The sequence below is a fragment of the Wenzhouxiangella sediminis genome, from assembly GCF_003410055.1.
GTDB classification, from domain to species: domain Bacteria; phylum Pseudomonadota; class Gammaproteobacteria; order Xanthomonadales; family Wenzhouxiangellaceae; genus Wenzhouxiangella; species Wenzhouxiangella sediminis.
Genome location: NZ_QUZK01000042.1, coordinates 56,845 through 81,716, shown reverse-complemented (window position 1 = coordinate 81,716; position 24,872 = coordinate 56,845). Strand labels below are relative to the sequence as shown.

At 62.8% G+C, this 24,872-nt stretch carries 16 protein-coding genes and 1 pseudogene; 10 read left to right on the top strand and 7 right to left on the bottom strand.

Annotated features, from left to right (window positions below):
- Positions 1-108 precede the first annotated feature (108 nt).
- Both DZC52_RS11450 and DZC52_RS11445 read right to left on the bottom strand, forming a co-directional pair.
- Positions 109-2,406, bottom strand: coding sequence for a protein-disulfide reductase DsbD (locus tag DZC52_RS11450; RefSeq protein ID WP_116651279.1), 2,298 nt, complete (start codon positions 2,404-2,406; stop codon positions 109-111).
- 294 nt (positions 2,407-2,700) lie between these two features.
- Positions 2,701-3,564 (bottom strand): MBL fold metallo-hydrolase, encoded by an 864-nt coding sequence (locus DZC52_RS11445; protein WP_116651278.1) that lies wholly within the window; start codon positions 3,562-3,564, stop codon positions 2,701-2,703.
- On the opposite strand from DZC52_RS11445, the gene DZC52_RS11440 reads away from it, so the two are divergent.
- From DZC52_RS11440 to DZC52_RS11425, 4 genes and pseudogenes are all read left to right on the top strand, one after another.
- Positions 3,535-4,119: an ArsR/SmtB family transcription factor gene (locus DZC52_RS11440; RefSeq protein ID WP_220338350.1), complete on the top strand. Its 585-nt coding sequence runs from the start codon at positions 3,535-3,537 to the stop codon at positions 4,117-4,119. The two genes, DZC52_RS11445 and DZC52_RS11440, sit on opposite strands and share 30 nt — an antisense overlap.
- Positions 4,120-4,352: 233 nt before the next feature.
- Positions 4,353-5,246 carry a cation efflux transmembrane domain-containing protein gene (locus DZC52_RS11435; RefSeq protein ID WP_116651276.1) on the top strand — a complete coding sequence of 298 codons (894 nt, stop codon included), beginning with the start codon at positions 4,353-4,355 and terminating at the stop codon, positions 5,244-5,246.
- Between the two features lie 3 nt (positions 5,247-5,249).
- Positions 5,250-5,771, top strand: a complete 522-nt coding sequence (gene lspA, locus DZC52_RS11430; RefSeq protein WP_116651275.1) for a signal peptidase II — start codon at positions 5,250-5,252, stop codon at positions 5,769-5,771.
- A gap of 338 nt (positions 5,772-6,109) precedes the next feature.
- Positions 6,110-6,400, top strand: a pseudogene (locus DZC52_RS11425) (IS3 family transposase); the annotation flags it as partial.
- Between the two features lie 122 nt (positions 6,401-6,522).
- Here the strand turns inward: DZC52_RS11425 and DZC52_RS11420 are convergent.
- Both DZC52_RS11420 and DZC52_RS11410 read right to left on the bottom strand, forming a co-directional pair.
- Positions 6,523-9,777: a site-specific integrase gene (locus DZC52_RS11420; protein ID WP_147307677.1), complete on the bottom strand. Its 3,255-nt coding sequence runs from the start codon at positions 9,775-9,777 to the stop codon at positions 6,523-6,525.
- A 149-nt stretch (positions 9,778-9,926) separates the two neighbouring features.
- Complete coding sequence (locus DZC52_RS11410; RefSeq protein ID WP_147307676.1) at positions 9,927-12,158, bottom strand: hypothetical protein; 2,232 nt, start codon at positions 12,156-12,158, stop codon at positions 9,927-9,929.
- Between the two features lie 592 nt (positions 12,159-12,750).
- Here DZC52_RS11410 and DZC52_RS11405 point away from each other — a divergent pair.
- From DZC52_RS11405 to DZC52_RS11385, 5 genes are all read left to right on the top strand, one after another.
- Positions 12,751-14,040 carry a porin family protein gene (locus tag DZC52_RS11405; RefSeq protein WP_220338349.1) on the top strand — a complete coding sequence of 430 codons (1,290 nt, stop codon included), beginning with the start codon at positions 12,751-12,753 and terminating at the stop codon, positions 14,038-14,040.
- A gap of 12 nt (positions 14,041-14,052) precedes the next feature.
- Positions 14,053-14,616, top strand: coding sequence for a hypothetical protein (locus DZC52_RS11400; protein ID WP_220338348.1), 564 nt, complete (start codon positions 14,053-14,055; stop codon positions 14,614-14,616).
- Positions 14,617-14,752: 136 nt separating this feature from the next.
- Positions 14,753-15,325: an NnrU family protein gene (locus DZC52_RS11395; RefSeq protein WP_116651271.1), complete on the top strand. Its 573-nt coding sequence runs from the start codon at positions 14,753-14,755 to the stop codon at positions 15,323-15,325.
- A gap of 11 nt (positions 15,326-15,336) precedes the next feature.
- The gene (locus tag DZC52_RS11390; protein WP_245960812.1) at positions 15,337-17,085 is read left to right on the top strand and encodes a chloride channel protein; all 1,749 of its coding nucleotides are present in this window, start codon (positions 15,337-15,339) and stop codon (positions 17,083-17,085) included.
- The gene (locus DZC52_RS11385; protein ID WP_116651270.1) at positions 17,072-18,160 is read left to right on the top strand and encodes an extracellular solute-binding protein; all 1,089 of its coding nucleotides are present in this window, start codon (positions 17,072-17,074) and stop codon (positions 18,158-18,160) included. The genes DZC52_RS11390 and DZC52_RS11385 overlap by 14 nt, the downstream gene beginning before the upstream one ends.
- On the opposite strand, the gene DZC52_RS11380 is transcribed toward DZC52_RS11385, so the two are convergent.
- Positions 18,154-19,974 (bottom strand): TonB-dependent receptor plug domain-containing protein, encoded by a 1,821-nt coding sequence (locus tag DZC52_RS11380; protein WP_116651269.1) that lies wholly within the window; start codon positions 19,972-19,974, stop codon positions 18,154-18,156. The genes DZC52_RS11385 and DZC52_RS11380 overlap by 7 nt on opposite strands.
- Before the next feature lie 90 nt (positions 19,975-20,064).
- On the bottom strand, positions 20,065-21,558 hold the full coding sequence (locus tag DZC52_RS11375) for an NADP-dependent isocitrate dehydrogenase (RefSeq protein ID WP_116651268.1): 1,494 nt from the start codon (positions 21,556-21,558) through the stop codon (positions 20,065-20,067).
- Between the two features lie 107 nt (positions 21,559-21,665).
- Here DZC52_RS11375 and DZC52_RS11370 point away from each other — a divergent pair, with 107 nt between their 5' ends.
- Positions 21,666-22,613 (top strand): LysR family transcriptional regulator, encoded by a 948-nt coding sequence (locus DZC52_RS11370; protein WP_116651267.1) that lies wholly within the window; start codon positions 21,666-21,668, stop codon positions 22,611-22,613.
- A 16-nt stretch (positions 22,614-22,629) separates the two neighbouring features.
- Here DZC52_RS11370 and DZC52_RS11365 read toward each other — a convergent pair whose 3' ends face one another.
- On the bottom strand, positions 22,630-24,840 hold the full coding sequence (locus DZC52_RS11365; RefSeq protein WP_181918925.1) for a TonB-dependent receptor: 2,211 nt from the start codon (positions 24,838-24,840) through the stop codon (positions 22,630-22,632).
- Positions 24,841-24,872 lie beyond the last annotated feature (32 nt).

The window sequence follows — 24,872 nt, the reverse complement described above, 5'->3', positions numbered from 1 at the left end:
CCTTACGAACAAACCAAACGGCGCGCCCTAGACCGATTGGCAGGCGACATTGGGATGCAGCTCGAGTCTGCTTCGGAGAAACCTCGTCGGCCGAAAGCCGCCGCCCCCTCAACCTTTGACCTCGTCGAGCAGGGTCAGGAATTCTTCCGGCCCCAGAAATCCGAACATCCGGTACTGGGGCAGCTCCTCGCCACCGATGAAGAACAGATAAGCAGGCGGTCCAATCAGCTCGAAGTGCCGGAGCATGGCCTGATGCTCGTCATTGTAGTCAGTGATATCGGCTTTGAGCAGCGTGAAATCGGCCATGCGGTCGGCAACAGCCGGGTCGGAAAAGGTGCGCTGCTCCATCCGCACACAATCCACGCACCAGTCGGCGTAGAAGTCCAGGAAGACAGGACGATCGGATTCCGCGATCGCCGCGCGAAGCTGGCTAAGCGTGTCGACCTTGTGAAATACTGGAGCTTCTATCGCTGCCGTGCCGCCAGGGCCACCGGCATCGATGAGGTGATCGAGCGGGCGTATCCAGTCCCTTCCGCCCGAAAGCGCGCCAACGAACTGTGCGGTGCCCATAATCAGCAGCATCACGCCCAGAGCCTGCCGGATTTTACGCCAGCCGCCCAGATCGGGATCCAATTGCGTAAGCGCGCCCAGGTAGACCCCGCTGCCGATGCTAAGCGCGCCCCAAAGCAACATAATCACTGCGCCCGGCACTACGCGCTGAAGCATCCAGATCGCCAGCGCGAGCAGTCCAACACCGAAAACCGATTTGACTGCATCCATCCAGCCCCCAGCACGTGGCAGCCAATGGCCCAGACCTACGCCGATAGCCAGCAACGGTAAGCCCATGCCAATGCTCAGTGCAAACAGCACGCCGCCGCCCAGCGCGGCGTCTCCAGTCTGAGATATAAAAATCAGGATTCCGATCAGTGGGGCGGTTACGCAGGGACCTACGATCAGCGCCGACAGGAAGCCCATGATGCCCGCACCGATGAAGTTGCCGCCGGACTGGCGACTACTAATCTGGCTCAGGCGCGACTGCCACGAGGTGGGCATCTGCAGATTGTAGAAGCCAAACATGGCCATAGCCAGCACAACGAAAATTGCGGCGAAGGAGCCGATCACCCAGGGATTCTGGAAAACCGCCTGCAGGTTGTAACCGGCCAGCGCCGCGATCACACCCACAGCTGTATAGGTCAGCGACATGGCGAGAACGAAAATGAACGAGAGACCGAATGCACGGCCACGCGTGATCTCGCCGCCCTCGCCGGCAATGATGCCCGAAAGAATCGGAATCATGGGAAACACGCATGGCGTAAAAGCCAGCCCGATCCCCAGCAACACGAACAGGCCCATAGCCAGCGGCAAGGGTTGTTGCTCGATAAATCGAGCGAGCCCATCCGGCTTGCCAGCCGGTGGAACGGTCTTGGCCATGTCCGGGTGTGACCGTTCTGGTTCGACGCGTGAGCCCGCTGCTTCCATTGACGCCGTCGCGGTTCCGCCGGGCACGGCCGGCAGGCTCACGACCAAGTTGCGCTCCATCGGTGGATAGCAGATGCCATCTTCGAGGCAGCCCTGAAACTCCGCGACCAGGGTGATCTCTTGAGGACGACCGTCATCGTGACGCTGCAGGCTCAACGGGAACTCGACCTCGCCGAAGAACACGCGGGTCCGGCCGAAGTACTCGTCGGTCTTTTCCTCTCCGGGGGGCAAGTCGAATCCGGCGACGAGCATATCGTCCGTTTCGATCCGAAAATCGAATGATTCGCGATAGAGATAATAGCCCGAACGCGCAGTCGCGCGCACCAAGATGGACGAGGGGCCGCCGGCAATCGCCTCGACCTGGAAAGCTTCCACGGCCGGAAGGGCTTCTTCGCGCTGGTGTCCCAGCAGCTCGCTCAGGGCGTTGCCCTCGGGTGCGCTCACGCCCAGTATGTTCTCGCCGTTAGGCCGCCCTTCGCGTTCGACATCGGTGGCAGCCACCTTCACTCGAACCGTCTTGCGATGAGGTGGGTAACACACGCCCAGGTCGGCGCAGCCCTGGAAGTCAACGCGCGAGATAACCCAACCGCTATCGGGAATCGTCTCCAACGGCACTCGCACGGTCACCGATTCGCGGAAGGTTTCGGTCTGGCCAAAGAACTCGTCGACCGTTTCTTTGCCCGGTGGAATTACGGGCTGGCCCAAGATCATGCTTTCGTCGGCCGAATCAACCGAGAAAGCGTGGCGGTAGAGATAATAGCCGTCGGCGATCTCCCAGTGCAGCACCAGATCGCGGCCCTCGGCGCTCGCTTCGAGAACAAAGGCCTCCTCGAGCGGCAATAAATCTCCGGGGTTGATCTGGGACAGGACAACAGCGGGCCACAGGCAGGCGGCTAGCGCGATAATGCGCGTGAGTCGTAACGTCATTGAATTCGGCCCCGAAGCCTTCGAGTGTATTTTTCCCGACTGCCCGTGGCCGGCACAATCAGCCGTGCGGACAGATCTTCTGAGTTTTGCGACACCTGAACCGGCTTGGGGTCGATCCAGTACGCCCTGGCGGAGTTGATAGTCAGTCGAATCGCGATTTCTGCTTCAACAGTCGTTGCAAGTGCGCCGTGGATCCCCGGTTTCCTTATGCAACCACTCTAAAGGAGTAAGAGCCATCGATCCTTCTAGCCTACTCCGAGGCTGGCAAAGAATGTACGTCAATTCTAGAGCTGGTCATAACCGGTTCAGTGGAATTTTCAGGTACGACACCCCGTTGTCTTCCGGATCAGGTGGATGGCCTGCACGGATATTGATCTGGATCGCCGGCAGGATCAGCCTTGGCATGCCGAGCCCCGCATCTCGTTTGGTACGCATCGCCACGAATTCGTCCTCGCTACGGCCACCGCCGACATGGATATTGAAATTCTTCTGCTCGCCTACCGTGGTTTCAAAGCGCACCTCGCGGCCGCCCGGCCCATAGTCATGACATACAAACATCCGCGTTACGTCGGGCAGCTCGAACAGCCGGCGCGTGGATTGCCACAGCAGGCGGGCATCGCCGCCGGGAAAGTCACAGCGGGCGGTGCCGGCATCAGGCATGAACAGCGAATCACCGACAAAAACTGCGTCGCCGACAAGGTAGCTCACGCTATCAGGGGTGTGTCCGGGCGTGGGGATAACGCGAGTCTTCATAGTGCCGATGTCGAATGTCTCGCCGGCGTCAAACAGCCGGTCAAATTGCGAGCCGTCGGTGGGCAATGCGGCGCCAAGGTTCAGTTCGTCTCGGAACTTGGCTTGTACCTTGGCGATGCCAGAACTGATTCCGATCAATCCGCCCAGGCGCTTTTGGAGATAGGGAGCCGCGGTGACGTGGTCCGCATGGGCGTGTGTTTCGAGGATCCAAAGCACGTCGAGCTTCCGTGCGCTCACGAAGGCAGCGATTTGGTCGGCCGATTCAGTGTTGGTGCTTGCTGCCGCAGGGTCGTAGTCCAAGACCGGGTCGATGATCGCAGCAGCACGCCCGTCAGGCTCGTGGACAACGTAGCTGAACGTACCGGTGTCGGCGTGGTGGAATACCTCGACTTCTGGTTTCAGCATGTAAATCTCCGACAGCTCATTGCATCAACACCCATAAATGACGGCGCCGCACTCGATTCAGGCCAAGAACTGCCTCCCTTTTCCCGGCTATTTCGAGGATCGCAGCATCCAGTCCTTTATGTTGAGGACGGCCTTTATTTGTATTATAGTGCAACTATGCAAGTGGTGCAAATTGAACCTTCCACCCTCTTCCAGGCCCTGGCCGACGACACCCGGCTGCGCGTTATCCGTCTGCTGGCGACAGCGGACGAAGAAGCCTGTTTGTGTGAACTGGTCGACAGCCTCCAGGAACCGGCCTACAAGCTCTCACGCCATCTGAAAATCTTGCGCCTAGCAGGCCTGTTGTCCGCGCACAAGGACGGGCGCTGGGTCTATCACCGCCTAGTTAAAGAGCCTGCCCATCTGGACAAGCTAACGGCTTCGGTGAATGCGTTGCCAGATCCCGATGAGCAGTTCAGAAGAGACCTAATGCGCTTCGTGCAACGCATGCGTCTGCGTAAAGACGGGCGTTGCCGCGTTGGCACCCAACCCGAAGGCCTGGAAACGGAAGCTTGATGATGACATGCCCGAGTTGCACCGGATCGGAAATCGAGCGGACCACACTGCTACCCCGCATGAGCCACTCCGAAGGTCGTGAGCTCGGCGCAACAGCCGCTATAGCCGGGGCGATCGGCTTTTGCGCTGGCACGCTCAAGAACGTGTCACCACCCCGGTTCGAGCAGCAGTCCGAAACCAAGTCACTTGATTCCGAAACCTAATCAATCCACTGAACCTGGCCAAAGAACATCATGACCGAATCCCATAAGGACGCCCACGGCGTTGATTCAGCAGACGCTGCAGACACTGTTCAGGTCCGAACCGGGGCTAACAACAAGCGGGTCAGCACCTATTCCGTTCCGAAGATGGATTGTCCCTCAGAGGAGCGAATGATCCGTCTCGCCCTTGACGGGTTCAATCAGATCGAGACGCTGTCTTTCGATTTGTCGGAACGCTGTTTAGCGGTCGTCCATGAAGGCGAAGTGGAACCGATCACTGCCAAGCTGGCCAGCTTGGGGCTGGGCGCCTCGCTTCAGAATACCGTCGCTGCGGATCCCAAGACCATCGAGGCCACCGAGTCGTCGGCGCGCGCTGCAGAACAGGAATCCGGCACCTTGCGTTGGTTGCTCGGCATCAACGCAATTCTATTCGTGGTGGAAATGACTGCCGGCCTAATCGCCCAATCCACTGGCCTCATTGGCGAATCCCTGGACAATTTTGCCGATGCGGCGGTGTATGGACTTGCGCTCTTTGCGGTTGGGCACAGCGCGATGATGCAGCTACGGGCAGCGCGTTTGGCCGGCATACTCCAACTGATCTTGGCTTTGGGCGTCCTCGCCGAAGTGGCAAGACGCTTTGTATTCGGAAGTGAGCCCGAATCACTGGTGATGATGGCAATCGCGTTCGTCGCGCTGATTGCCAATACAATTTGCCTGCTAATGATATTCAAGCATCGAAAAGGACCAGCGCATATGAAAGCAAGCTGGATATTTTCGGCCAATGACGTGGTGATCAATTTGGGCGTGATATCAGCCGGCGCCCTCGTTGCGTGGACCGGCTCGAACTATCCAGACCTTGTTATTGGATCCATCGCGGGCGTCATTGTGCTCAACGGCGCTAGGCGCATACTTGCGATAAGGAGCTAGTTCATGTTCAGCCACGACACGAAGTTTTCCCCGTTTATCGCCTTCTTGATATCAGCCGTAGTGGCATCATTCGACCAAGCTGTTAAATGGATGGTGCAACAGTCAATGACTTATGGCGAATCCATCCTAGTGACCCCGTTTTTTGGCTGGTTGCACACATGGAACACTGGCGCAGCATTCGGCCTTCTCGCGAACGCTGGAGGCTGGCAGCGCTACTTCCTGTCCGCTGTCGCAATTGCTGTCTCAATCATCCTGACCAGACTGATTTACGACACCCGATCCAGAGGAGAAAGCATCGCCTACAGTCTTGTTCTTGGGGGCGCGGCCAGCAATGTAGTCGACCGAATCTTCCGCGGCCATGTTATCGATTATCTTGATTTCTTTTGGCGATCCTGGCATTGGCCAGCCTTCAATCTTGCCGATGTCGCGATCGTGTGCGGTGTACTATCTATCATTTCGTTGGGCTTACTGCGCGGGACAACACACGGGGCGTCGAAGCCAGTGGAACGAATTGATACTGAATAAGGCGCCCCACCATTGCCAGGTTTCCCACCATTTGAGCGGATGCGGCAACGAGAACAGAATTTGAACATTTCCCCTGACCCCACCCCGCACTTCGGGCAAGCCATATCCGTGCCGAAGTGGCGAACGTGGACGGTCACGCTGGTGCCCGGCAGGTCGGCATTCACCTCGGATACATCCCAGGACGCCTGAATGCCGAGAATCTGGCGCTAGAGCTCGCAGTCGCGCATGAAACTGGGCTCGAATCGGAGCCAGCCGGTAGCCTATCCGAACCGGTCAGCCCACACGAAGTCGGGAAGAGCCAAGAATACAGCAGGCACTCTCCGGGCAACCCCTTTTAGGTGCACTCTGATCAAGGCACTCAGTACGGCAGCGACGACTGGCTGCGGTTCTGTCGGGAGCATGATCTCGAGCCCAGCATGAGCCGGCGGGGCAACTGCTGGGACAACGCCGTTGTCGAGCCGTTTTTTAGTAGCCTGAAGAAAGAGCGGATCAAAAAGCGCGTGTACAAGACACGGGATCTGGCCCGCGCCGATATCTTCGATTACATCGAGATGTTCTACAATCGAACCCGCCGGCACAGCCATCTCGGCGGGATCAGCCCCGAGGCCTTTGAGCGGGCCTCATCGTGAGGGCCCGGAGTGTCTATGGATCGGGGGAATTCCAGATTGAGCATAGGAGGAAGTGATATGAGCAGTCAAAGATATACCGCTGAATTCAATGGCGAGGCAGTGCGCTAGGTCGTTGATCGCGGCTAGTCAGTGCGCTTCTCCTTCAACAGTGCGGAGATAGCCGCAATGCCATAGAAGCAGCCTACCCGCCATCCAGAACCTGCACGGTTGGCTACGTTTGCCCGTGACGGGCGGCGCAGCTCCCCCACTCCAAGTGCCGCAAGCGCGAGGACGCGGATTTTTACGATGCCAAATTCGGGATAGGCCTGAGACCGGCGAGTGACCGCGTGGCTGGCCTCATTGACGCGCAATTTTCGGCTTCTGGCTAGCCTTCTGAGCCGCTGACTCCGCTCCCCTGGTGTTGGTTCGTCTACGCGCGGGAGCGCCTCGATCTCAACTTCTATTCGCTCCGGCGGGATCCGGAGACTCCTGATCGTCTGAATTGCACCTGCGAACCCATCGGTGCTGACTGCCCTGATGACCGCTTCGCTGCCGGAGTGTGCCAGAAGGAGATCCCGGACGGGCTTGATGATCTCCTCGATGACTCGTGTATGTTCCAGATTCATTTCACGCGCCCGCCGGGCCAGCAGCCGATAGATTCGATTTGCCTCACCCATCTCCTCTCGCGAGTGATGAGGCGGTGCGGGTCCGAAATCGCCGGGTTGGGCGCGACGGTAAAGGTCAGGCAGACGCTTTGGCTTCATATTAGGCTTCAAGTTCCGGAGATTCCTTATGCCCGACGTTGACTCGGTGCGGTAGCCGGCCAGACGGAGGCACATGTCCTTGAAGTTCTGGATCTGCGCTTCGGGCAAGTTGAAGAGACGCGCTCGGGCTTCCGGTGTGTGGTTCCGTTGGAGCGAGAAGAGCAGCGCATGAATCGTCTCCAGATCGAGATCCAACAAGGTCGGCTCTTCAACCTGGAACCTTGGCAAGCGCACCTTGTGCCCGGCCCTTGCCTTGGGTGTAGCTGGATCCAGTTGCTTGATCAGTCTTTTGGTCGAATCGTGCATCTGGTCAAATTCGGCGTCTTCGCTGGCTTCCGAAGCGCCGACCGCGTGTCTCGCGCGCCGCTGATGCAGGGAAGTTTCCTTTCGTCCTTCCAGAGCGGCCCATAATCCTAGCGGTAGATTTCTGAGTTGTTCCCGGAGATGAAGGTGGCACACGATATCCTGGGTGTGGACGTAGGACTGCAGCGTAATATCCGGGTCAAGGTGGCCGGCGAGCGTACTCAGGGCGTAAATTGCTTCTCGTGGCATGAGGCCATTCCTGGAGAACGGATTTTGGTGCCTGCGACGCGGCTCGAGCACGTTGCGGAAGATCTTCGAAAAGCAGCCGTGGCGGAGTGTGTAAGCCACAACCGCCGGGTCACCCGTGATCTCCCGCAACAGTTCCGTTAGCGTTCCGAAGTACTCCCTGGAGGATATTCGCGTGTTGACGCCCTGGCTGGGCGTAAGAATGATGGCGCTCCGCAGGTTCGAGTCCCTGTATACGGACAACCTGGCGTAGAGGAACGCTTGAAATTCCTCCATTTCTTTGGGCGTCAGAAACCAAGACAGGGGAATTTGGCGCACGCCGGAGGGTGTTTTCAAGACTTCGCTGGATGTCGCGTGCAAACAGAGGATCGGCTCCGCTAATCCTTGCTTGAGCCGGTCGCGTGCCGCCCCCTGAATATGGCGATACTCCAGCCCGATCAGTTCATTGGGCCTGAGACCAGCCCGAAACATCAGCATGGAGATGATCCTCAGCACTTGCGTCTGGTGACCGGGCTTTCCGTCCCCGGAAAGGGCCTGCATCAGCCGCCTGTAGTCATCCCTCGATATCAGCGTAGAACGGGTGCGGGCGGCGGCATCGACCTCGCCGTCTATAGCGGCCGGCGGAGCATCGAAAGTGATCATCAGGAAGCGGTGAAAGTCTCTCAGGTTGCCAATTGCCTTGGTTCGATCAATTGCGGAATCGAGGCTTTCGATAACCTCGTCATAGAAGCTCTCCCAGTCCGCGGGGCCCATGCCTTCCATGGACAATTCGGCCCCCAGGGCAATCAGCGCCTGGCCGAGTCGGCTGGTGTACCGGCGAGCGGACGAGCACCGAATGCGTCCCTGCTTTTTGGATGGTTGCTTCAGCTTCCAGAGGATCCAGCTGTAGAAAGCGTGCAGCAGGGGCGCCATATCCTCTTCCCGCTTCTCGAGCACCGCCTCGATGCGCTTTACGGCCGGGCCATTCTTGTCCGCCTTTTTCAGGTTTCCGGGCTCACCCAGAGTTTTGTGCAGAACCTTGATCAGGTCTTCCTGACGCTGGAAAAAAGCCGCCTTGTCGCCCTTGAACTCGGGCTCTTCGGGTTCGGTTGTCGCCAAACCGGCTGTGGCGTCCGAAACTTCCTCCAATGGATCGGGCGTATCGACGATCAAATCGAACTGGTAACGCCACCAGGTTCGCTCGCTCATGGACTGGCCACTGCTGGTCGATCTGAGGAAATTGACCAGCACGGGGGGCAAATATAGCGACGTTCGTGCAGTGGCTGCCCTTAAGAGCTCTCTGGGGTTGGTTACAGCCGCAGTTCGCAGTTCCGCACCTGTTATCGGGAGCGTTCTGAGATACTTCACATAGTGACCCAGGGCGTTCTGTACTTTGGTGCGCGCAGTGACTTCGCGCCGCTCATCCCCGGAATATGCGGAATGCCAGCGAGTGACGAGCCCCAGCGTCACGGGGTCCAGAAACCAGCGCCGGACCGGCGCATCAAAGTCGATGCCCTCCCCGGCTGGCTCCTCGTCATCATCGTCATGGTCATCGGGATCACGGTCATCGAGCGGAAACGAAACCCAGGCCAGCTCCTTATGCGCGTGAAGTCCATCACAGAGTTCGGGGAGGAGTTTCCGGTAGAGGCTCTGGTTCAGGAGACCGCCGTTGACAATCGCCGAGAATACAATTCGCCCCAGAGTACGCAAGCGATGGTTGTGCTCTCTCTTGGCTTTCTGCTTCTCGGCTTTTTTCCGCTCAGCTTCCTTTTGCTCCTCAGAGTTCCTTTGCTCCTTAGCTCTCTTTTTATCCTTCTTCTTGGATTCCTTTTCAGTCAGCTTCCGTTCGATAGTCACCGGATGTATGGGCGCATCCAGGTTTTCCCTCACATCGACCAGGAATCGTTCGATCAACACTTCCAGCTCACTGACCAGGGTCATTGCATCGCCCGCGAGCGGGGATTTGTCGCGTTTGATGTAGGTAGCCGGCGGCGGCAGACAGACTGAGCCGCCCGTGGCGGCCTCAAGATCCTTAAGACGTTTTCTCAGGTGCTTGCGGGCGGCCTTCCAGTGCCGCGGCTCGATGGCCGGCTCGACTTGTTTCACCAAGGATTCGGAATCCTTTCGCGACAGTCCCGCCCCTGCCCGTTTGGCGACGAGACCCGGGGCAACCTTCCCCAGTAAATGCTCTACTGTCGAAAGGGCGCGCTGCTCGTCCTGTAGACGCGACTGCCGGCGCTCTTCAGAGCTTCTTTTCAATGCTGGCTCCCCGGCAACACTTCCCATCCGAGTTCTTCCCAAATCGAGTTGAGGGCTGCCTCGGTCCCCTCCTGCATCACCATTGGTGACATTGCACTGTGCCGGGCGTAGGGTTCAGCGCCAATGCCCCCATGCCCCATCCAGGCGTCGACAACCCCGCCATCGACTTCCTTCTCACGAAGCCGGGTTCTCAGATAGTGACGGTGGGAGTTCGCCGCGAACGGGTAGTCGGGCAAGTGCTGCTCGAGCCGCCGCTGATTGACTTGCAGAATCGCCGGCCCCTCTCCAATGAAGCGGAATGCGGCTTCGCGATTCACCTCCCCGAAGATAGAGCGCGTCGCGGAGTCGACGTATTGCAGGTAGGTTTCAATCTGCTGCTGGACCGGCTCAATCAGCCAGACGACACGAGCCCCGTACTCGTCGTTGGAATCCTTGTCGATCACGCCCAGGAATCCTGAGCGCGCGGCGTACAGCGGCAGCTCGATCGGGTCGCGGACCGCGCGAATTCCCGTCATCCACTGAATCTGGCGTATGACGTAGGCAGTCATCGCATTGTGTATTTCGATCCAGCGAGAGGCTGTACGCCGCCCGCGCCCCGCCATGAGGACGGAAATGCGCTCCTTCATTAACCGTACGAGGTCGCTGATGCTGTCGCGATACGGAACCGCTGCCGAACCGATGTCCGGATTTATAACCTTCAGCACGGCATGCCGCCTATCGTTCGACGACGGCCGTTTTGATTTGGCGCCCCAAACTCTCGCATATTGGTTTCGTAGATGGTCGCTCTGAGTCGAGTAGTAATAGAGCCGCGAATCGTTCGAGCGACGATGACGGCGGCTGAGCAGCAGCGCTTCGGCCATATCGCCATCGAGCGCGTAGATCGCGCCCCAGAGGAACAAACTGATCCGATTGAGCGTCAGATGGGTGTGGTGGATATCGTTGAGCTTGGAGACCCGGTCCTTCAGCTTCTTGGGCAGTTCATCAGCCGGCCCAAGGGAGTCCCCGCATAACGGGCCGCCTTCGGGAACCCGACTGGCCAACTTCACAATCCGCTCTCCAATAGGCAGGTGGGTGGGAATTTTCAGATAAAAGCGATTGGCGGGCCGTCTGAAATGGTGTCGATACTCCGAATTGGGTCGCCAGGAGTCGGGTAAGCGTGCAACAGGCATCATGAACTCCGCATATTCCTCCACATATTCCAGTACCACCCCCAGCGCCGGTGGCTGGCGCGGCACCTGTGAATGCTTGCTCCAGACCCGTACATGGTGCAGATCCTTTTCCTCGCACCCCGTCAGAAGCATGAAACCAAGCAGTGTATCGAGCGTCCAGTCCAGGTCAGAACCCTTTGGTGGCGACACAGGGCCCTTAGGGTGCAGCAAAGGAGCCAGCGCCGGCTCGTGGAGCATTTCACGCCGATTGGGAACTTGCTGCTGGTTCGTCTTGTACGCGCGAGCCCTCAGAATCAGGCGCTGCTGGGCCTGGTGCTCGCTTAGCTGCCGAGCCGGGAAGTTCTCGTTGCGTGACGGGGGCATCTCGGCATAGAGGGTCTCCCGGGTCGTTTCGTACTCAGTAGGGAGCCCTTCCGCCTGCAGCTCGGCGCGGGTTTCTTCGTCCGGACGTTCTAGTATCAGCGCTGGCTTTCGGGATGTAGGGTCATCATCGGCAGCATCCAGGACAGTAGTCTCGATTTCGCGATTTCTTTGCCCACCACCTTTTCTTGTGCGGAGGTCCCGGTCATCCCGAACGTCGCGCAGAAGGGGTAACAGCCCACTTACCAAGCTCAAGTCAAATTCCGAAAGCGGGCGCTTGGAACGCTGAAGCTTCTCCAGTTGATTGCACAACGAGATCGGACTCGAGGAACGACGGATGATCGCGCCGATACGCTCATCCGAGTACCGGCCGCGCACAATTCGCCTGCATGAGAGCTCGGCACTGCCCACCGGAGGCCCATACCCTTCGTTGACGATGTGGTACTCACGCAACGCAATTGAAACCAGATACAGCGCCTGCAATTTTCGAGCGGCATCCGCCTGCGGCACAATCGGCTGTGTGGCCAACGCGGCAAAAACCGGATAGTGGGTGATGCAACCTCGGCTAGGCATGGCGCCAAGGGACTCGCTGGTGCTGGCCGGCGCCGGAGCTTCCATCTGCCTAAGAGGAGCCACAACCCAGTGGGCGGCCGTCACCCGGGACGTGATGGTCTCGACATCGCCGAGAATCTGGGACATGGTGCGGCGCACCTGAGGCCAGTCCGGATGAGAGCCGTCCGGCGCCCCCATGAGGACCATTAGGCGAGCTACGGCATCAGACACGCGGGCTCCGGAACCTGATTGCCCCGAAATACCCTGGAATCAGCAAAAAAACGTGGGCAGGAGTCAAAATTTAAATACTTTTTAATCTATACATATTGGGCACAACTGTGCCTCAATTTACATCGCGTTTCAAGCCGACGAACCCCTGAAAACGCCATTTGACAGCACTTAGCGCCTACTGGTAGACTTCAACATACTTACATAGCACTTGGCTTCGGGAGGCAGGAGTCGCTGGTTCGAATCCAGTCACCCCGACCACTTCCCTCATCGCTTGCGGCATTGCGAACAACGCGCGGCTTTTCGCCCGGCCCGGCAAGTCCTAACGATCAATATCGCCCAGGCCCGCCGGGACTCCAGCCGCGACCCGCCCGGCCGCATGATGCATCTTCCGCCGAATAACTGCCGATTGAGTGATCCGGATCAACTCTTGAACCGACGTTCCGGAATACGATTGGGGAACAAGGCGCATCGATGCCGCGCCCCGATCGTCGACAGTAAGGAGCGGACCATGAGAACCAAGAGCACCAGCCATTTGCTCGCAGCGGCAGCAGCCGCCTGCCTCCTGCTGGCCTCGGGCCACTTGTCGGCCATGCCCGAGTTTGCGCGCAAGTACGATATGACCTGTGCCGCCTGCCACGCCGCTTACCCCAAGCTCAACCAGTTCGGCGAGTTCTTCGCCGGCAACAACTTCAAGCTCGACAACTGGGACGCGGGCACGACCGACACCGGCGACAAGCGCCTCAAGCTGCCCGACTACCCCCCACTGGCGTTCCGGGCCCAGGGCTACTTCCAGGCCCGCGAAGGCGGCAACATCGATCCGATCACCGGCGAGAAGCTACAGGCCGATACCGATTTCCAGTCACCCTACCTGATCAAGATGCTCTCCAGCGCACCCTTGAGCGAGCACATCACCTACTACTTCTACGCCATTTTCGGCGAAAAGGGCGGCAATGGCGAAGTCGTGGTCGAGGACGCCTGGTTCCGCCACGACGACATCTTCGGCTCGGGTATCGGCATGATGCTCGGCCAGTTCCAGGTCTCGGACCTGATGTTCCCGCGTGAGGTCCGCCTGCCGTTTCAGGACTACATGGCCTATCGCATGGCCGGCATCACCTACGAGCGCGGCGTGCTGTTCGACCGGGGCGTGGGCCCGCTGGACATCGGGCTGGGCTTTGTCAACGGCAACGGCATCTCCGCCCACTTCGACGTCAACAGCCCCGGCTTCAGCCGCCCCGACAACCTGTTCGACAGCGACAATTCCAAGACGGTGTTCGGGCGTGTCGGATTCGACCTCGGGCCGGTCGCCGTCGGCCTGTTCGGACTCGACGGCAAGCAGCGCGGCGCAGGCGGACCCGCCGGGCTCGACACCAGCGGCAGGAATACCGACAAGCGCGTTGCCGGCATCGACCTGTCCGGCTCGATCGGCGGGCGCTGGTACTGGTACGCCCAGTACCTGTGGAACGAGTGGGACGGCTTCCTCGACGCCGCACCCGATGAGGAATACTCCTGGGACGGCGGCTTCGCCGGCATCGACTACATCCCCAATGACCGCTGGGCCTTTTCAGCGCTCTACAACTACGCCGACGCCGGTGACTTCGCCAACACCGACACCATCTACGAGGGCATCGACATCAACAGCATGACCCTCACCGCCTCGTATTACTTCATGCGGAATCTCAAGGGCATCATGGAACTGAACGTCGACCTGCTCGACGACGATCCGCAATCGGGCAATTACTACACCGGCCACCTCGACCAGGAGCACTACCTGCTGCTGGGCTTCGACGCGGCTTACTGACCCGGGCGAACGATGGGCACTTCGAAGCCGACCGTTGCGCTGTCGCTCCTGGCGCTTTCCCTGCTGCTCGCGGGCGGCCGGGCCGAGGCGATCGACGGAGCCGGCATCCGCTCCTTCGATGTCGAGTCCGACCCGGCAGGCGCCGAGGTGATCACGATCACCGGACACCACGGCACCACGCCGCTGACGCTCGACGAGCGCGACATCTACCCCAACAGCTACGCCTCGGAGGACATGGCGCAGTATGGCGTCGTCACCTTGCGCAAGGCCGGCTGCCGGGAACTGAACATCCGCCCCGGAGACAGCGACATCGTCACTGGCCTGTCGCTGCAACTCGAATGCGGGGAGCAGGTATCTCCGGACAGCGAAGGCCGGGACGACCGTGCCGGGGGACTGGCAGCAGATGCCGCAGCCCCTCCGCCCTCGAGGGAATCGGGTTCCGGTCCGGGCGGTGACGAGACTCCGGCATCGAGGAAGCTTGAACAGCTGCGCTTCCTCCAGGAACTGCTCGAAGAAGGATTGATCACGCCCGAAGAAGAGGCAATCATCCGGCGGCGGATTCTCGAGCGCCCCTGAGCCCTGCGGGGCAATTCCTGTGGAGCGGGCTTTCGCGCCCGCGGCGACCCGTCCGGAGCTTGCCCGTTCTCCGCCTCGGGTGGCACGGGCGATCGCCACCCTTACAATGTGTGCCGTCCACCAAGGGAGATTCGCAATGTCGCTACTCGTCATCGGCCTGGTGCTTTTCCTGGGCACGCACTCGATCAGCATCTTCTCCTGGCGCTGGCGTGACGCCATGGTCGCGAAGATGGGCGAGATGCCCTTCAAGGGTGTCTACAGCCTGCTGGCCATTGCCGGGCTGGTACTGATCGTCATCGGCTACGGCCAGGCGCGGATGGATCCCACCTGGCTCTGGCAGCCGCCGGCCTTCATGCGCCACCTGGCCATGCTGCTGGTGCTCTTCGTGTTCCCCGCACTGCTGGCGACTTACTTTCCCGGCCGCATCCAGCAGGTGCTCAAGCACCCGATGCTGGCAGCGGTGAAGGCCTGGGCCTTGGCCCACCTTCTGGTCAACGGCACCCTGGCCGACCTGCTGCTCTTCGGCGGCTTCCTGGCCTGGGCGGTAGCCGACCGCATTTCCTTCAAGCACCGCCCGCAGCGCGCCATTCCGCAGCTGCCCGGCTCGAAAGCCAACGATGTCATCGTGATCGTCGGGGGGCTGCTGCTCTACGCCGCATTCGCGTTCTGGCTGCACCCGATCCTGTTCGGCGTCCCGGTCGTCCGTTGAGCCACGGGCCGGTGAACGACACAGTCGAACCGGCTCCCCCTCGACGCGATCCCGGCGACCTGCTTCGCCGGGTCTCCGTCATCGTCCTGCTCGGTGCCGTGGCCGGCATCGTGTCGGCCATGCTGGCCAACGGCTTCGTAGCCGCCATCGGCTGGCTCAACGACCTGCTGCTGATCTCGCCGCGCAGCCGCATGATGGAGGAGCGCGCCTGGCTGGTGACGCTGGCGATCGTGGCCGTGCCGACCGCCGGCGGACTGGTCGGCGGCATCCTGCACCGTTTCATCCCGGACCGGCGCCCGCATTCCCCGGCCGACCTGATCGCCGCGGTCCAGACCCGGGAGGGCCGCCTGCCGCTGCGTACGGGCTTTCTCACCGGGCTGTCGAGCCTGGTCTCGCTGGGTTCCGGGGCCTCGGTGGGCCAGTACGGCCCGCTGGTGCACATGGGCGGAACAGTGGGATCGGGCCTGGCCCGCCTGTTCCGCGCCGGCACGACCAGCGACAACATCGCCATCGCCTGCGGCGTGGCCGCGGCCATCTCGACGGTATTTCATGCACCCATCGCCGGCATCCTCTTCGCGCACGAGGTGGTGCTCCGTCATTTCGCCCTGCGCGCCTTCGCGCCGGTCGCCTTCGCTTCCGTGCTCGGCCACGTCACCGCCCAGTTGATCTGGCCCCAGCCGCCGCTGTTCCAGGTGGCCGAGGCCGAAGTGGCGCATCTCTGGGAGTTCGGGCTCTTCGTCGTCCTGGGCGTGGCCAGCGCCGGGGTGGCGGTCGCCTACATGTCGGCGCTGTTGCGCATGGCGCGCCTGGCCGGTCGGATGAAAGTGCCGGCCGTGCTGCGCCCGGCAATGGCGGGCCTCGGCCTCGGTCTGGCCGCGCTGTGGATGCCCGATATCCTGGGCATGGGCTCGGAGACCCTGCGCCTGGCCTTCATCGAGGGCGCTTTCAGCCACTGGGAGCTCTTGCTGGTGCTCACGCTCAAGCTGCTGGCCACGGCCTGGTGCCTGGGCATGGGCTTTGCCGGCGGGGTGTTCAGCCCGGCACTGGTCATCGGCAGCCTGTTCGGCGCGCTGTTCGGCAGCCTGGTCGGGTCGCTGCTGGGGCTGGACCTGTCGGCCCTGGTGGTCTATTCGGTGTGCGGCATGGTGGCCGTCACCGCGCCGGTTATCGGGGCCCCCCTGACGACCGTCATCATCGTCTTCGAGCTGACCGCCAGCTACCCGCTGACCATCGCGGCCCTGGCCAGCGTCGCCCTGGCCAACCTGGTCGCATCCCGATACTTCGGCCGCTCGCTGTTCGACCGGCAATTGACCGAGCGCGGGCACGATCTCTCCGGCGGCAGAAGCCGGGCGATCCTCCGGACGCACGCCATCAGCGAACTTCTTTCCGAGGACTACGTCACCGTGGAGAGCGACGCGACAGTGCGTCAGGCACGCGATGCCATCGTCGAGGCCGGCTCGTCCGAGGCCTACCTGGTGGATGCGCGCGGCTACTACGCGGGCACCGTGCACCTGCACGAACTGTTCGCCGCCGGCGAGCGTGAGCCGGCGCAGCGCTGGTGCGACGCCAACGCTCTTAGCATGCGAGAGGACGAAACCGTCTGGGAGGCGATGAACGCCATGCGACACTTCGTCGGTGAGGGCGTGGCCGTCCTCGACGCCGACGGCCGCCTGGTCGGCACGGTCTACGAGTCCGACCTGATCAACGCCTACCTGGAGTTGCTCGAACAGATGCGCAAGGAAGAACATGCCACGGCTTGAGCCCGTCCTGATTCTCGTCTCGGCCCTGTTCTTCGGCTCGGCGATGGCCGACGGGAAGGATCCCCTCGTGGTGGCGACCTGGGGCGGGGCCTACGAAGCAGTCCAGCGCGAAGTCCTGTTCGCGCCCTTCACCGAGCGAACCGGCATCCCCGTCGAGACGGTCGCCTACAACGGCGGCACCGCCATCCTCGACCGCGACCCGCCTCCGGATCTCGTCGACATGGCGATGAGCGAATCCCTGGCGGCCTGCGCGGCAGACCGGCTGCAGTCGATCGATGACCTGGCGCTGCCGCCCGGCAGCGACGGCACGCCGGCGAAACGGGACTTCATCGGCGGTGCCCGCCATCGCTGCGCGCTCACCCATACCGTCTACGCCACGGTCATCGCCTACGACGCCCGCGCCTTTTCCGGACAGCGCCCCAATCGCGTCGCCGACCTGTTCGACACCGAGAGCTTCCCCGGCAAGCGCGCGCTTCGCAAGACGCCGGCGGACAACATGGAATGGGCGCTGCTGGCCAGCGGCGTCCCCCGACAGGAGCTCTACGACCTGCTGTCGACGCCGCGCGGCCTGGAACTGGCCTTCCGGCGCCTCGGCGCGATCCGCGATTCGATCATCTGGTGGGAAGCCGGGGACGAACCGGTTCGCCTGCTCAAGTCCGGCCGGGCGGTCATGGCCTCGGGCTACAACGGCCGCTTCTTCAACGCGCGCCTGGACCCCGAAAGCAGCATCGAAATCATCTGGGACGGCCAGATCCAGGAGTACCAGACCTGGGTCGTCCCGGCCGGCGCCGGCCGGCCGGAGGCCGCGCGGGCCTTCATCCGCTTCGCCACGCGCACCGGCCCGCTGACCGAACTGGCCGAGCGGCTGGCCTACGGGCCGGCCCGGCACTCCGCCGAAGCGCAGGTGCGCCGCCACCCCGAAGCGGGGATCGACATGCGCCCGCACATTCCGACCCACGCCTACAACAGCGCCAACGCCATCGCCAAGGACATCGACTGGTACTCGCACACCATCGATCGAATCCGCGAACGCTTCGACGACTGGCTGCAACGATCGAGGGACGACGCTCAGTAGTCGGCCCGAATACCCGCGTAGAGCCAGCGCCCCGGTAGCGGCGCGAAGCCCGCCTCGACCAGGCGCTCGTCGAGCAGGTTGTTGCCCTCGACGAAGAGCTCGACACCGGACAGTTGCCAGCCCAACCGCAGGTCCAGCAGCGTCCCGGACTCGCCGGAACTGCGGTCGGTGTAGCGCGCACGCGTCGTCAATCGCAGCGCCTCAGCCAGACGCCAGACGGCACCCCCGGTCAGACCCAGCTCGACATGATCCAGCGCGTACTTGATTTCGAGACCGCGATCGTCGAGCTCGGTGTCGAGCACGGTGGCGGCCAGGTCGACGCGCTCCAGCCAACGGTGAGCGGGAAACCACCGCCACTCGACCTCGCCGCCCTGACTGCGGTGCCCCTCGAACTGGTCGGCCTGCCACTGGACTTCGCCCGGCGAGCGGGCCCAGTCGATCAACCGATCGGTACGGCGCTCGAACAGCGCGAGGTTCAGCCGGTGCGCACCGGCGCGAAAACGCAGGCCCGCTTCGGCGTAGTCGGACCGCTCGGGCTCGAGATCCGGGTTGCCCAGATTACCCGAGGTCTGCAGGAACAGTTCGGTGTAGGACGGCACACGGGCCGATCGCGCCACCGAAGCGAAAGCCGTCCAGTGCTCGCCGATGCGGTGCCGGACGGCAATGCTCGGCAGGCCGTAGCTGCCGTAGTCGCTGTAGTCGACCAGGGTGAGGCCGGCCTCCAGCGCCGTGCGCTGGCCCAGGGGCTGGCGGTGCACCAGCCAGGCCTGGGACTCGTCGCGGTCGTGGCGATCGAGCGCGTTGGAGTCGATGCGCTCGCTTGCGTGCGATACCCCGAGCGCCGTGACGCCCCCGCCCCAGGAACGGCGTCCGGCCAGGCGCAATCCCTGCACCCGCGTCTCGTGGCGATTGATGTAGGCGGTACCGAAGACGATGGTCCGGAACCGGTCGTCGTGCTCGCGCCGCCAGGCCTGCGGGCTCAGCGTCCACTCGCCGGCGCGGGTGTCGGCGGCCAGCCAGGCGGTTCGGGTCCGGGTGCGCTCGCGCTGGTCCGGATAGTCGGCGGTGTAGAACTTCCAGGCGCCGAAGTCGCGGTTTTCGGCGCCCAGGCCCCAGCGCAGGTCCGTGCGGCCGAAATCCGCCCCGCCGGTGTAGAGGCCGCGCGTGAGTTCGGCGTCCGCCCGCCGCTCGGGCAGGTGACCGTCGGTCTGCAGGTGATCGAGGCTCAGGCGGTGATCGCTGCGCCCCCAGGCGGCGGCGCCGGCCAGCATGCCCGAGCGGGTGTCGTGGCTGCCGACTCTGGCTTGCGCGGCCAGGGAGGTATCTCCGCCCTTCCGCGTGACGATATTGATCACCCCGCCGGTCGCCTTGCCGCCGTAGGCCATGGCGCCCGGTCCCTTGACCACCTCGATGCGCTCGATGTGCTCGATCGGAACGGGCAGGTTGAGGTTGTGATGACCGGTCTGGGGATCACCCATCGGCATGCCGTCGAGCAGGATCACGGTCTGCTCGAAGCCGGTGCCGCGGATACCCACATCGGCCTGGACGCCCGGCTCGCCGCGTCGCCGAATATCCACCCCGGCCACACCGGCCAACAGGTCGGCCAGCGTCGCCGCCGGCCAGCTTTCGATCTGCTGGCGGTCGATGACCGTGACCGACTGGAAGGATTCCGACAGCGTGCCGCCGGCGGGCGTGGCGCTGACCAGCAGGGGGTCGAGCGAGGCAGTCGGTTCGCCCTGAGCGCGGGCGGCTTGCTGGGAGGCGACCCCGGTGGCCAGCACCAGGGCCGCCGCGATGCGGGCGGCGGTCGTCACGCTTTTCTCTCCTTACTTTTTGCGGGTGAACGAAAAGCGCGACAGTCTACCTTATGACGATATGAAAAGTTTACAGTGTTTGCTTCCGCCTCACTCGCCCTGCCCCAGCGAGAAACCCGGCTGGCCGTCGAAGTGGCACAGGTGCTCGGTCTTGACGAAGTCGAAGCCCGCTTCCTCCAAGCGCTGCAGCAGCCCGATCACGTCCGCATGCGAGCACTCGCTTTCGGCTTCCACCCGGAAGCGGCAACGCCAGTGGTCGGTGCAGCGGGTTTCGGGCAGGCCGTCGGGCCAGACCTTGACGCCACGGTTGGTCACCATGCGAAGCGACAGCGACCCCTCGCCGGCGGCCGCCACGAGCCTGTCTCCGAGGCGTCCCGGATCGCGCCCTTCCTCGTCCCAGTCGAGGAAGACATCGACGCCGACGAGGCTCTTGCGCGGTTTTTCGGCAGCCGCCTTCCAGGAGCCGTCAAAGCGCGGCAGCCCGCCGCCACGGGACGGCGCAAGCGTCTGCGGCGCCGTGTCGAGATTCCGGCACACGCGCTCGGCGAAGCTGCGCGTGCCCAGCCGCTCGCGGCTGTGCCCGGCCCGGAAGATGTCGGCGGTGTGGGCACCTTCCTCGAGCGTGCGCATCCAGGCGCACTCGATCCGGTCGGCCGTCGCCCCGTCGTCGAGGTAGCGCAGCATTTCGCAGGCGGCCAGCAGCATTCCCGAAGGGTTGGCGATATCCTGCCCGGCGATATCCGGCGCCGAGCCGTGCACCGCCTCGAACATGGCGAATCCGTCACCGATGTTGGCCGAGCCACCCAGGCCGACCGAGCCGGTGATCTGCGCGGCCACGTCCGAGATGATGTCGCCGTAGAGATTGGGTGTGACCACCACGTCGAACTGCTCGGGCCGGTCGGCGAGCAGGGCGGTTCCGATGTCGATGATGCGGTGATCGGCAGCGATCTCCGGGTAATCGCCGGCAATCTCGTCGAAGACCCGGTGGAACAGCCCGTCGGTGACCTTCATGATGTTGTCCTTGGTCATGCAGGTCACCTTCGGGCGGCCCTGGGCGCGGGCCAGCTCGAAGGCGTAGCGCACGATCCGTTCGCTGGCCGGGCGCGAGATCAGCTTCAGGCACTGCGTCACTTCCGCGGTCTGCCGGTGTTCGATTCCGGCGTAGGTGTCTTCCTCGTTCTCCCGCACGACCACCAGGTCCATCTCCGGGTGCCTCGACGGCAGCACCGGATGCCAGGACCGGCAAGGCCGCACGTTGGCGAACAGACCCAGCGACTTGCGCAGGGTCACGTTGAGGCTCTTGTAGCCGCCGCCCTGGGGTGTGGTGATCGGCCCCTTGAGCAAAACGCGCCGCTGCCGGATGGCCGACCAGGCGTCTTCGGGAATGCCCGAGCTCACTCCCTGCCGGTAGCAGGCCTCGCCCACCTCGATCGGCTCGAATCGCACGGCCGCACCCGCGGCCTCCAGGATCTGACAGGTCGCCAGGGTGATCTCCGGGCCGATGCCGTCGCCGGGGGCCAGCACCACGGTGGCGGTTTCGGCTCGCGGCCGATCCAGTTCACCGGACTCGATGACTGCTGACATGCAATGACCTCCTCGCTTGAACATGGCGAGCAGTCTAGAAAGGCATTCCAATTAATAAAAGTTAATTTTTATTGGCGTTTGCATAGATTTTTATCTATTCTTTACCCATGCACTTGACGCTGCACCAGTTGCTCATTTTCCGCACCGTGGCCGAGGCGGGCTCGATCGCGCGCGCGGCCGAGCAGCTGCATCTCACCGCACCGACCCTCTCCATCCAGCTCAAGCAGTTGAGCGAATCGGCCGGCATGCCGCTCTACGAAGTGGTCGGGCGGCAACTGCGCCTTACCGAAGCCGGCCGCGACGTCTTGCAGGCCGCGCGCGACGTGCGCGAGCCCCTGCAGCGTCTCGAGCAGCAGCTCGCCGCCCGCAAGGGCGTCGAGCGCGGCCATTTGAGCATCGCGGCGGTATCGACGGCCGAGTACTTCATGCCGCGGCTCCTGGGCAGCTTCCAGCGCGAACACCCCGGCATCGAACTGAGCCTTCGGATCATGCCGCGCTCGGCCCTGGTCGAGCGACTCGACGAAGGCCTCGACGACTGGTATCTGATGACCCGCCCGCCGGACAGGCGAGCGCTGGAGCGCGAGCAAGTCGGCATCAACCCCCTGGTGATGATCGCCGCGCCCGACCACCCCTGGACGGAATCCAGGGAGCTTCGTTTCCGGCAGGTGGCGAAGACGCGCTTCGTGGTCCGGGAACAGGGATCGGGCACGCGTTCATGGACCGCCGACTGGCTGGGCCGTTTCGGCGCCGAACTTCGGCCCAAGCTCGAACTCGGCAGCAACGAGGCCATCAAGCAGGCCGTGCGCGGCGGCTATGGTCTGGCCGTTATTTCCCTGCACGCCGTCAAGCTGGAGCTGGATGCCGGCAAGCTGGTCATGCTCGACGTTCCGCATTTCCCCGCGCCGGTGTACTGGTACCTCCTGCAGAAGTCCACGCGGATCATGACGCCGGCGGCCGAAGCCTTCCGCAGCCATCTGCGCCGCGCCATGCCGCCGCTCGACGCCGGCCTGGTCGAACGACTGCAGTCGGCCGGCATGAGCTGGCCGGCCGACTGAGTCGCCGCGTTCCGATTCAGAACCGGCCGCGCAAACCGAACCCGACGTTGCGCCCCGGCAGCGGCGCGAAGTTCTTCAGGTAGGAGGTGTGCACCCGGGCTTCCTCGTCAAGCAGGTTGGAGAGCTTGGCGAAGGCTTCCAGGTCGGCGCCGCCCAGGTTGAAGAAGTAGCTGAGATTGAGATCGAGCATGTCGTAACCGTCGGTCGGCGTCTCGTTGGGCGCCAGCTCATCGGCCTCGGTCACGTGCTGATAGTTCAGGCTGCCGCGGAAGTCGCCGCCGTGCCAGTCGATTCCGGCAATGTAGCGGGCCGGCGAGATTCGCGGCAGGTTCTCGCCCGAGTCGAGCTCAGCGCGCACCCAGTCGTAGCCGGCGCGCAGGTCGAAATGCCCCAGACTCGTTCGCGGCAGATGCCAGACGGCCAGCAGCTCACCGCCGTAGAAGGTCGCGTCTTCCTGGCGCGTTTGTCGAAGCGGCAGGCCGTCGATTTCCTCGCCGGTCTCGTCCAGATAGATGAAATCGTCGATGGCGTTGTAGAACAGGCTGACTTCCAGGTCGAAGTCTTCGCCGTGCCGGTGGACGATGAAGTCCATACCGTTGGTCACTTCCTCGTCCAGGTCGGCATCGCCGCGCTCGAAGGTAAACGTGGCCGCGTGCGGACCGTTGGCGTACAGGTCGGCCTGGGAGGGCGCGCGCTGGGCGTAGGCATAGTTCAGAGAAGACTGCCAGCGCTCGTTCATCCGCCAGAGCACACCTGCGCTTCCCGATACCGTGGTGAATGTGCGCCGCAGCGGGACGTCATGGTCTTCCCCATGCTCGTCCCCGTGCTCGTCTTCGTGCCCGTGACTCTCGATCAGCTCGTCGACTTCGATCTCGTTGCGTTCCAGGCGCGCGCCCAGCGTCCAGGTGAGCGGGCCGGTGTCCCTTTCCTCCAGGGCGAACAGGGCCCAGGACAGCGACTCCCCGTCCGGCACGTAGGCTTCATCACCCATCGCCGCCAGGGTTTCGTCCTCGAACTGGAATCCCAGCGCGCCGCGCCAGCCCGCAACGGGCCTGTGCTCGAGTTCGAGGCGGGCATTCCAGGCTTCGACATCGAAGACGGTGTGGGCATGCTCGTCCGCGTGATCCGGCTCCTCTTCCGAGTGACCGGATTCAACCGCCCGCTCCGCGTGCGTGTATTCGCTGTAGCTAGCGCGCAGGGTCGCACGGGTGAAGCCCGGCAGGGGCTCGTTCAACGCGCCCTTCGCATCCCAGCGCGTCTGCTCGAGATCGATGTAGACGTCCTCACCTTCGTGATCTTCTTCACCGTGATCGTCCTCGGACAGCAACACATATCGGAAGGCATCGAGACCGTGATCGTCGTGGCCGTGCTCTTCCTCCTCTTCCCCGTGAGCTGCATGGGGCGCGGGAATCCCGTATTCGGTCTCGTACTGCTTGAGGGAAACGCCGAAGAAGCCACGCGACCCGAACCAGCTCAACCCGGCCGAGCCCGACCGCGACTCGACGAAGCTGTTGGGCAGGATGCCGGAATCGTCCTCGTGATCATGCCCGTCGTCTTCGGAATGACCAGCCTCGGCCACCCCGGGAATCTCGTAGTCGTCGGCATCGCGCCAGGAGCCCGAAACATTCCAGGCCCAGTTGCCCGAACCGCCGTCCAGGCGGAGCACCCCGGTGCGTTCGTCGGCAACCGTATTGCCACGCAGTTCGAAGCGACCTTCCAGGGCGCGATCGGGAACGGAATCGGGAATGCGTCCGTTGATCACGTTGACCACCCCACCGACGGCCCCGGAACCGAACAACAGCGTGGCCGGGCCGCGCAGGATCTCCACGCGGTCGATCAGCATCGGTTCGACGCTCACCGCATGATCGTCGGACTGAGCCGACACGTCGACCGCCGGCAGGCTGTCTTCGAGCACCTGCACGCGACCGCCGCCCAGGCCGCGAATCACGGGGCGGCCGGCACCGGGGCCGTAACTGGTCGAATGCACGCCGGGCTGCTGCATGAGGGTCTCTCCCAGGGTCATGCCGCGTCGGTCGTCGAGTTCTTCACCGAAAAGCACATCGATGGGCTGGGCGGAATCCAGCTTGCTGCGCGCGATCGGCAGCGCACTGACCACCATTTTTTCGAGCTCGCCGCGCTCGGTGTGGGATTCGGGTTCCTGGTTCGCTTCCTGCGCCAGCGCGGCCACGGGCAGCAGGCCGGCCGCGAGAAGGATCGATCGAATCATTGGGGTCTCCATGAGTTCCGCTAAAGGGATGC